The organism is Citrobacter sp. Cpo074 (genome assembly GCF_030332745.1).
Taxonomy (GTDB): domain Bacteria; phylum Pseudomonadota; class Gammaproteobacteria; order Enterobacterales; family Enterobacteriaceae; genus Citrobacter; species Citrobacter portucalensis.
In genome coordinates this window covers 20,719-28,712 of the sequence record NZ_JAOWHG010000037.1, presented here as the reverse complement: position 1 = coordinate 28,712, position 7,994 = coordinate 20,719, and the positions used below count along the sequence as shown (strand labels likewise).

At 51.4% G+C, this 7,994-nt stretch carries 6 protein-coding genes and 1 pseudogene; 4 read left to right on the top strand and 3 right to left on the bottom strand.

Features of this window, described 5'->3' with window-relative positions; all coding sequences use genetic code 11:
* A pseudogene (locus tag OGX83_RS21725) lies at positions 1-156 on the top strand (IS110 family transposase); the annotation flags it as partial.
* A gap of 449 nt (positions 157-605) precedes the next feature.
* Here OGX83_RS21725 and uvrA read toward each other — a convergent pair.
* Positions 606-3,428, bottom strand: a complete 2,823-nt coding sequence (uvrA, locus tag OGX83_RS21720) for an excinuclease ABC subunit UvrA (RefSeq protein ID WP_286589152.1) — start codon at positions 3,426-3,428, stop codon at positions 606-608.
* A gap of 251 nt (positions 3,429-3,679) precedes the next feature.
* On the opposite strand from uvrA, the gene ssb1 reads away from it, so the two are divergent.
* Positions 3,680-4,204, top strand: a complete 525-nt coding sequence (ssb1, locus tag OGX83_RS21715) for a single-stranded DNA-binding protein SSB1 (RefSeq protein WP_003826621.1) — start codon at positions 3,680-3,682, stop codon at positions 4,202-4,204.
* Between the two features lie 66 nt (positions 4,205-4,270).
* On the opposite strand, the gene OGX83_RS21710 is transcribed toward ssb1, so the two are convergent.
* Positions 4,271-4,552: a YjcB family protein gene (locus OGX83_RS21710; RefSeq protein ID WP_003826625.1), complete on the bottom strand. Its 282-nt coding sequence runs from the start codon at positions 4,550-4,552 to the stop codon at positions 4,271-4,273.
* 552 nt (positions 4,553-5,104) lie between these two features.
* Between OGX83_RS21710 and pdeC the strand changes: the two genes are divergently transcribed.
* Positions 5,105-6,691, top strand: coding sequence for a cyclic di-3',5'-guanosine monophosphate phosphodiesterase PdeC (pdeC, locus tag OGX83_RS21705; RefSeq protein WP_252431278.1), 1,587 nt, complete (start codon positions 5,105-5,107; stop codon positions 6,689-6,691).
* Between the two features lie 2 nt (positions 6,692-6,693).
* Here the strand turns inward: pdeC and soxS are convergent, their stop codons facing one another.
* Positions 6,694-7,017 carry a superoxide response transcriptional regulator SoxS gene (gene soxS / locus OGX83_RS21700; protein ID WP_003031731.1) on the bottom strand — a complete coding sequence of 108 codons (324 nt, stop codon included), beginning with the start codon at positions 7,015-7,017 and terminating at the stop codon, positions 6,694-6,696.
* An 86-nt stretch (positions 7,018-7,103) separates the two neighbouring features.
* On the opposite strand from soxS, the gene soxR reads away from it, so the two are divergent.
* Positions 7,104-7,562, top strand: a complete 459-nt coding sequence (gene soxR, locus OGX83_RS21695; RefSeq protein ID WP_003826630.1) for a redox-sensitive transcriptional activator SoxR — start codon at positions 7,104-7,106, stop codon at positions 7,560-7,562.
* Positions 7,563-7,994: the final 432 nt, after the last annotated feature.

Sequence of the window (7,994 nt, the reverse complement as noted above, 5' to 3'; positions counted from 1 at the left end):
TGGGGGCGGGCGTTCCGCGACCGTCTGGCAGGAAACGGTAAAAAAGGGAAAGTGATAATAGGCGCAATGATGCGCAAGCTGGCGCATGTGTCTTACGGGGTACTGAAATCAGGTGAGCCGTTCGATGCGTCGAGACATGGGGTGATAACAGCCTGAAGGGAAGATGAATCAGGAAAAAACAGCGCCTGACGGCGCTGTGACTGATCGTGCCTGCTATCCGTAACCGCGGAACCTGAAAAGGCTTGCAGGCGATAACAGTATCTACAGGCTTTATGCCTGGTCTGTAGTTTCGTAGGCCTGATAAGCGCAGCGCCATCAGGCACAACCGTAGCCGGATGCGGCGCAAGCGCCTTATCCGGCCTACAGGCTTTATGCGTATTCTGTAGTTTCGTAGGTGCTGATAAGCGCAGTGCCATCAGGCACAACGGTTGCCGGATGCGGCGCAAGCGCCTTATCCGGCCGACAAGCTTTATACCTGATCTGTAGTTTCGTAGGCCTGATAAGCGTAGCGCCATCAGGCACAACGGTTGCCGGATGCGGCGCAAGCACCTTATCCGGCCTACAGGCTTTATGCATATTCTGTAGGCCAGACAAGTGTTGCGTAATTACAACAGCGGCTTGAGGAAGCGGGCCGTGTGTGAGGCTTCACACTCAGCGACCGTTTCTGGTGTGCCGGAGACAAGGATTTCGCCGCCGCCGCTGCCGCCTTCCGGACCGAGATCGACAATCCAGTCTGCGGTCTTAATCACGTCCAGATTGTGCTCAATCACCACGATGGTGTTGCCCTGATCCCGGAGTTGATGCAGCACGTCCAACAGTTGCTGAATATCCGCAAAATGCAGACCGGTGGTCGGCTCATCGAGAATATACAGCGTTTGCCCGGTACCGCGTTTGGACAGTTCGCGCGCCAGCTTCACGCGCTGTGCTTCACCGCCCGAGAGCGTGGTAGCGGACTGACCCAGTCGAATGTACGTCAGGCCAACGTCCATCAGCGTTTGCAGCTTACGCGCCAGCGCCGGAACGGCATCGAAGAACTCACGTGCTTCTTCAATCGTCATATCCAGCACTTCGTGGATAGTCTTGCCTTTGTACTTAATTTCTAACGTTTCGCGGTTATAGCGCTTGCCTTTGCACTGATCGCACGGCACGTAGATATCCGGCAGGAAGTGCATTTCGACTTTGATCACGCCGTCGCCCTGACAGGCTTCACAGCGTCCGCCACGGACGTTAAAGCTGAAACGCCCCGGCGTGTAACCGCGTGCGCGTGACTCCGGTACACCGGCAAACAGTTCGCGCACTGGCGTAAATACGCCGGTGTAGGTTGCCGGGTTAGAGCGCGGCGTACGGCCAATCGGGCTTTGGTCAATGTCGATCACTTTGTCGAAATGCTCCAGGCCCTGAACGTCGCGATACGGCGCAGGTTCAGCCAGCGTCGCACCGTTCAGCGCCGTCTGTGCAATCGGGAACAGTGTGTCGTTAATCAGCGTCGATTTACCCGAACCGGAAACACCGGTAATGCAGGTAAATAAACCTACCGGCAGCGCCAGGGTGACATCTTTCAGGTTGTTACCGCGTGCACCGGTGAGCTTCAGCACTTTCTCTGGGTCAGCCGCAACGCGCTGTTTAGGCACTTCAATCTTGCGTTTACCGCTCATGTACTGGCCGGTCAGCGACTCAGGCACTGCCATGATGTCGTCGAGCGTCCCTTCGGCGACGACCTGACCGCCGTGAACACCCGCGCCCGGGCCGATATCGATAACGTGGTCAGCGGCGCGAATCGCATCTTCATCGTGCTCGACCACAATGACGGTATTTCCCAGATTACGCAGGTGGATAAGCGTACCCAGCAGACGTTCGTTATCGCGCTGGTGCAGGCCAATAGACGGCTCATCCAGCACGTACATTACACCGACCAGACCCGCGCCGATCTGGCTTGCCAGGCGAATACGCTGGGCCTCACCACCGGAGAGTGTTTCTGCTGAACGCGATAGCGTCAGGTAGTTGAGGCCGACGTTGACCAGGAACTTCAGACGATCGCCAATCTCTTTAAGAATTTTCTCGGCAATCTTCGCCCGCTGACCCGCAAGCTTCAGATTGTTGAAGAAATCCATTGCATGACCGATGCTCATGTCAGAAATCGCAGGCAGCGGCGTATTTTCAACAAATACGTGACGGGCTTCCCGGCGTAAACGCGTCCCTTCACAGCTGGCGCAAGGACGGTTACTGATGAACTTGGCTAATTCTTCACGTACTGCGCTGGATTCCGTCTCTTTATAGCGGCGCTCCATATTGTGCAATACGCCTTCGAACGGATGGCGACGTACGGACGTATCACCGCGATCGTTCATGTATTTAAATTCGATATTCTCTTTACCGGAACCGTACAGTACCACTTTATGCACAGCAGGGTTCAGGCTGGCCCACGGGGCTTCAACGTCGAATTTATAGTGTTCCGCCAGAGACTTAAGCATCTGGAAGTAATAGAAGTTACGGCGATCCCAACCGCGGATAGCACCACCGGCCAGCGACAGTTCCGGGTTTTGGATCACCCGATCAGGATCGAAATATTGCTGCACGCCGAGACCGTCACAGGTTGGACACGCGCCCGCCGGGTTGTTAAACGAGAACAGCCGCGGTTCCAGTTCGCGCATGCTATAGCCGCAGATAGGGCAGGCGAAGTTGGCGGAGAACAGCAGCTCCTCCGCTTTTGGGTCGTCCATATCGGCAACGACCGCCGTGCCGCCGGACAGTTCCAGCGCGGTTTCAAAGGATTCCGCCAGTCGTTGGGTGAGGTCGTCACGGACTTTAAAGCGGTCAATCACCACTTCAATGGTGTGTTTCTTTTGCAGCTCAAGCTTGGGCGGATCGGAAAGATCACAGACTTCACCGTCGATACGGGCGCGGATATAGCCCTGGCCTGCCAGGTTTTCCAGCGTTTTGGTGTGCTCGCCTTTACGCTCTTTGATCACCGGCGCCAGCAGCATCAGACGCTTACCTTCCGGCTGCGACAGGACGTTATCCACCATCTGGCTTACGGTCTGCGCTGCCAGGGGAACGTCGTGATCCGGACAGCGCGGCTCGCCAACGCGGGCAAACAGCAGACGCAGATAGTCGTGAATTTCGGTAATTGTACCTACCGTGGATCGCGGGTTATGGGACGTCGATTTTTGTTCAATTGAGATGGCAGGAGAGAGCCCCTCAATGTGGTCGACGTCCGGTTTTTCCATCAGCGACAGAAATTGACGCGCGTACGCGGAAAGGGATTCAACGTAACGACGCTGCCCTTCGGCATATAAGGTGTCGAAAGCGAGCGAAGATTTGCCTGAGCCCGAAAGCCCGGTGACGACAATCAGCTTGTCGCGCGGGATGACGAGGTTGATGTTTTTGAGATTATGGGTGCGGGCGCCCCGAACTTCGATCTTATCCATTCATCTTTCCCGGATTAAACGCTTTTTTGCCTGGCTGCATGGTGCTACCGGCGATCACAAACGGTTAATTATGACACAACCTGACCTGAATGGATATACAGTATTGGAATGCAAAACGCAGACGTCTGTGCAACAATGTCTGGCTGGGGTTGTTTACTGGAATCAACTTCGCAACGTAGTAAAAGCGCTATTGGAAATGCTACAATCCCGCGCTTACACTTATTCAGTAACGTTTTTCAGGAGACACGATCATGGCCAGCAGAGGCGTAAACAAGGTGATTCTCGTCGGTAATCTGGGCCAGGACCCGGAAGTACGCTATATGCCGAATGGTGGCGCAGTTGCCAACATTACGCTGGCTACTTCCGAATCCTGGCGTGATAAAGCGACCGGTGAAATGAAAGAGCAGACTGAATGGCACCGTGTTGTGCTGTTTGGCAAACTGGCGGAAGTGGCCAGCGAATATCTGCGTAAAGGTTCTCAGGTCTATATCGAAGGTCAGCTGCGTACCCGCAAATGGACCGATCAGTCCGGTGTAGAAAAGTACACCACAGAAGTTGTGGTTAACGTTGGCGGCACCATGCAAATGCTGGGTGGTCGTCAGGGTGGTGGTGCTCCGGCAGGTGGCGGTCAGCAGCAGGGCGGTTGGGGTCAACCTCAGCAGCCGCAGGGTGGCAACCAGTTCAGCGGCGGCGCACAGTCTCGCCCGCAACAGTCAGCGCCGGCAGCGCCGTCTAACGAGCCGCCGATGGATTTCGACGACGATATTCCGTTCTAATCCCACTGCGTTACGCTGAAAATAATGGCTACCTCAAGACTGGGGTAGCCATATGCAATTTTGTTATCAGTTCAACACCATCGGCCAATCTGGCGGTGTGTGGCTCATCACGTCAACCATTACGGTTTCAATGTTCTTCCAGATAGCGGACATATCCACCAGGGTTATGCCGAGCAATCCAGTCGCAAACCAGCAGGCAAAAACCAGCCCTAAACCGCTGCTAATGACGGCCAGGCCAATATAATCTGATTTACGAAAACGGATATTGAGCGTACTGGCTAAAAACATCAGCACCGCGCTGAGTAGTTGCCACCGCAGAAGAACCACGCCAGTTGTTATTGTCGCCATGAAAAACGTCCTCAGAAAGTCTGGATGCCCAGGACAGCGCGGGGGTGTTCACCGAGGGTGTGATACTCTGGCTATCGACGGGCAATAACATGAATGAAACATTGTTTCTGTTACATGATTTTTGTGAACTATATCACATCTGGTCGTTTGTTCACCAGTATTGGCCGTTATTTTTGTAGGCTTATAACCACTCCAAGTGTGTGGTTTTGTTTAATGAAGAGTTGATAATAAATAACCATGTTTTAAACATGTATTTAGTCTACTTGTTATGTTTATCCTAAATTAAACGTTAAAAAAAATTAATGAATTTCTTAAATGCAGCCAGGATAATGCTCATAAAAAATTACTCCGTGGGGATAATAACGTTATGAAATAAGCATAACTTTAAGTTTGCCTTACGGAAAAATAATATCATCATCAACTATTATCAGACTTTTACATAGAGAAGTCTGTTGCTAATACTGATAGATTCATGCAACTTAATCAGTCGGTGTTTATAGCATCCTGCCTTGATGGGTTCTGGCATATACGAAACAGGGAAATAGGGCTGACATGAATCACAGTGTGCGACGCAAGATGCTGAAGTTCCTGGGAACATTCATGGTGGTATTGTTCCCCGTGGTGCTGGCGATATGGTTTGCGCACATCCGGGCGATGACCGAAACCCATAGCCAACTCCGCTCTTTTGCTCAACTGGTGTTAAATAAAACAGAATTGGTGATCCTACAAGCTGATTTGGCGCGTGATATGGCCCAGTTGTATCAGGGTAAGATGTGTACCCCGGCACATCAGAAAAGTATGCTAAATATTATTCGCGGTCGTTTATATATCAGTGAGCTAATTTATGCGCAGGGCGATCATTTTTTGTGCTCTACGTCGATGGCGCCGCCTGTTACTTATATTATGCCGACACCTGACTATAAACGTACGCCGGATATCGCCATCTATTACTACCGCGATACCCCTTTTTTCGCTGGCTACAGAATGACGTACATGCAACGCGGGAACTACGTCGCAGTCATCAATCCATTGTCCTACAGCGAAGTCATGTCAGATGATCCGGATCTCTCCTGGGGCGTGTATGACACAGTAACAGATACGTTTTTCTCTGCCAGCGAAGCGGCAAATATTGCGCAATTCGCGCCGCTCATACGCGGTGAAGCCTCGACCTTTCAACAAGACGATCGCTTCTACACCATCGTGCATTCAGAAAAACGTCCAATTGCGATTATTGTGTCGACCTCAGACAACCGCGTAAGTCAGATTTTCTATCACGAGGCGGCATTAACCATTCCCTTCGGGATTATCTGCAGCATCCTGATACTGCTAATGTGGTGGCGCACGCGCCAGGAATACTTATCTCCCCGGCGCTTATTAAAACGCGCGATCAAAAAACGTCAGCTTTGCCTGCATTACCAGCCGATCATTGATATTAAGAATGGGCAATGTGTTGGTGCTGAAGCTCTGCTGCGCTGGCCGGGCTGTAAAGGTGAGGTGATGAGCCCGACGGAGTTTATTCCACTGGCTGAAAAAGAGGGAATGATTGAGCGGATCACGGATTATGTCGTTGAAGAGGTGTTCAACGATTTGGGGTATTTTCTTTCGGCGCATCCTCAGCTTTCTATATCGATTAACCTTTCCGCTTCTGACTTTCATTCATCCCGATTGATTGCCCTGATTAACGACAAAAATCGTGAGTACTCCGTGGCGGCCCAGCAAATTAAAGTTGAAGTGACCGAGCGTGGGTTCATAGATGTACATAAAATGACCCCCGTAATCCAGGCGTTCCGTAAGGCGGGTTATGAAGTGGCATTTGATGATTTTGGCACGGGATATTCCAATCTGCATAATTTGTCAGCGCTGAATGTCGATATCCTGAAGATCGACAAATCGTTTATTAGCACGTTGTCCACTAACAGCACCAGTCACTTGATTGCCGAACATATTATTGAGATGGCACAAAGCTTACACCTGAAGACGATTGCGGAAGGGGTGGAAACGAAGGAGCAAATCGAATGGCTGCTTGAACGCGGCGTACAGTATTGTCAGGGCTGGTATTTTGCGAAGGCGCTGCCGCCGCAGGAGTTCATGCACTGGATACAACGGTCGCCCGCCATACTGACGCAGAGCGGGCAATAATCTTACAGACGATGGCGGTAGTCGCTGGGAGTACGATCAAATTCGCGGCGAAACACACGCGAGAAGGTTTGTTGCGACACATAACCAAGATCCATCGCGATATCAAAAATAGGTCGCTCAGTTGTCCGTAGTTCAACGGCGGCCAGCAAAAGTCGACGCTGGCGGATGTAGTCACCCAATGTCTGGCGCGTCACCGTGCGGAACATTCTTTGTAAATACCACTTCGAGTAACCTGATTTTTTCGCCACCGCCTCAATGTTCAGCGGTTGATCGATATGTTCATCAATCCATTCAATAAGGGTCTGAATAATCTGCTGATGGGACATAGGGCTGCCTCTTTCTCAGTATTCGATTCGTCGTTTTGTCTGTGGGCGAGTATAATTCCTCAAGTTAACTTGAGGTAAAGCGATTTATGGAAAAGAAATTACCCCGGATAAAAGCGCTGCTCACACCAGGTGAAGTCGCCAAACGTAGCGGCGTGGCGGTATCGACCCTGCATTTCTATGAAAGCAAAGGGTTAATCAGTAGCATGCGCAACAGCGGCAATCAGCGGCGATACAAACGTGATGTGTTGCGTTACGTCGCGATAATCAAGATTGCTCAACGCATCGGGATCCCGCTGGCCACGATCGGTGACGCGTTAGGTGTATTACCTGAGGGGCATTCGCTTAGTGCCAAAGAGTGGAAGCAGCTCTCTTCGCAATGGCGTGAAGAACTGGACCGACGCATCCATACTTTGGTGGCGCTACGCGATGAGCTGGATGGGTGTATTGGTTGCGGATGCTTGTCACGTAGCGATTGCCCGTTGCGTAACCCTGGCGATCAGCTTGGCGAGCAGGGGACCGGAGCGCGCCTGCTGGAAGATGATTAATTGGTTTAAAATATGTGACGGGTATGAAGGATATAAAACTAAAGCGCCACAGAGGGCGCTTTAGTTTGGTTCCGGTCTTTGTCTTTCACTCTATCCCGCTGGTTCACGGGAGGGTTTCCCCCGACATCAACACCCCTCAGTCGAGCACATTAGGGGAGGTTCCGGCCTGTGTTGATAATGTAAGTGTAAGCCACCTCCCTCCATTTGCCAGTGAAATGGTGATTTTTTAGCCAAAAAATTTTACGCATCTTCAGCTGTTTTCTTGCGCGAGTTGCGCGAAAAAAACACGCCGATGTTGTAATAACTCCGCGAAATTTGTTGCCAAATTGCGCATTGACGATAACGTTTGCGCATCGACTGGTTATTTCTTGCGCGTTATAAGAAGAAATGAGTAAAAAGCGGCAAAGTTCAGTTGAAAACCAGCGTATGATC